At 62.6% G+C, this 1,016-nt stretch carries 1 protein-coding gene; it reads right to left on the reverse strand.

Going from position 1 to position 1,016, the window contains the following annotated elements; translation table 11 throughout:
• The coding region (locus ACN0IC_RS15855) for a hypothetical protein (protein ID WP_416879705.1) at window positions 1-846 on the reverse strand (846 nt) is incomplete at its 3' end.
• Window positions 847-1,016: the final 170 nt, after the last annotated feature.

A 1,016-nucleotide genomic window follows, 5' to 3' on the forward strand; every position in this document is an offset into this window, starting at 1 on the left:
GCGTTTGGCGTTGGTGACCACTTGGCCCCGCCCCAGGAGTTTGGAGTTCTCCACGCAGGACCCCTCAGGCCCGCCCACCGAGCGCTCGGGCAGTAGGAGCGTCTTCTCCTCGGAGGCTGTCTCGGGGGCATCGCGGCGGTCGGTGTGGTGGCTCGAACACAGCGTGCGCTGCGAGGTAGCTTGGATCCGTCCCACTTCCTGGTCCTGTGACCACTGGTATGCCGACTGGAGGTAGTGAACGTCGTGGCCGTCCTGGATCCTGATCCTTGGGTCGCTCCCGTCCAGCAGCACTCCCGTTCCGAACTGGGATCTGCAGAGGCGTAGCCCTCCGACAACATCAGTCGGCGAGATGGTTGGGTGGAGACTGCCCACATGGATTCCCAGAAGGATGTCGATCTGCCCTCTGGGTCGCTGCACCAGACTCGTGTCCAGCCCGGGGAAGATGTCGGACACAGCGGAGATGTCCACCTCGGGCTGCTCGGCGGTGATCTGCTCCATCTCCATGGCCACCACCTTGTGGATGGTTCCCTTGCGGTCCATGAGGCCGATGGTGTACTCCTTGGTGTTCCAGGGCTTGCTAACGCCGCCGGTGGTGGTGAGGTGGATGGCCACTTGCATTCCCTCGATGCCCAGCAGCTCGGCGTACTCCTTGCGGATCATGTTGATGTTTGAGCCGTTGTCCCAGAAGGTTGCAGCTGGGCGAGGCGCGCCCTCCACGGTCACGAACTGCACTTGCAGGAGCGTGTGGGCGATGTTCTCCTCCCCATGGTGCACCGGCCTAGCAGTAGGCTTCTTGATGGTGGCTGAGACAGCGTTGCAGTAGCGGATCTGGGTCCCGTGGAGCATGGAGTGATGCCAGACCCCGCAGGCCTTCCCGTTGGCTTGCTCCTGGCAGGTCTCCAGAGGCTTTCCCCCGGGCTGGACTCTGCAGGTGTTGCGTTGATGTTTCCCGGTCCCATCCAGACACATGACACAGCCCTGGATTCTTTCCAGAACAACTGCGCACTCTGTTGGCG

Source organism: Litorimonas sp., from assembly GCA_029936425.1.
GTDB lineage: Bacteria > Pseudomonadota > Alphaproteobacteria > Caulobacterales > Maricaulaceae > Litorimonas.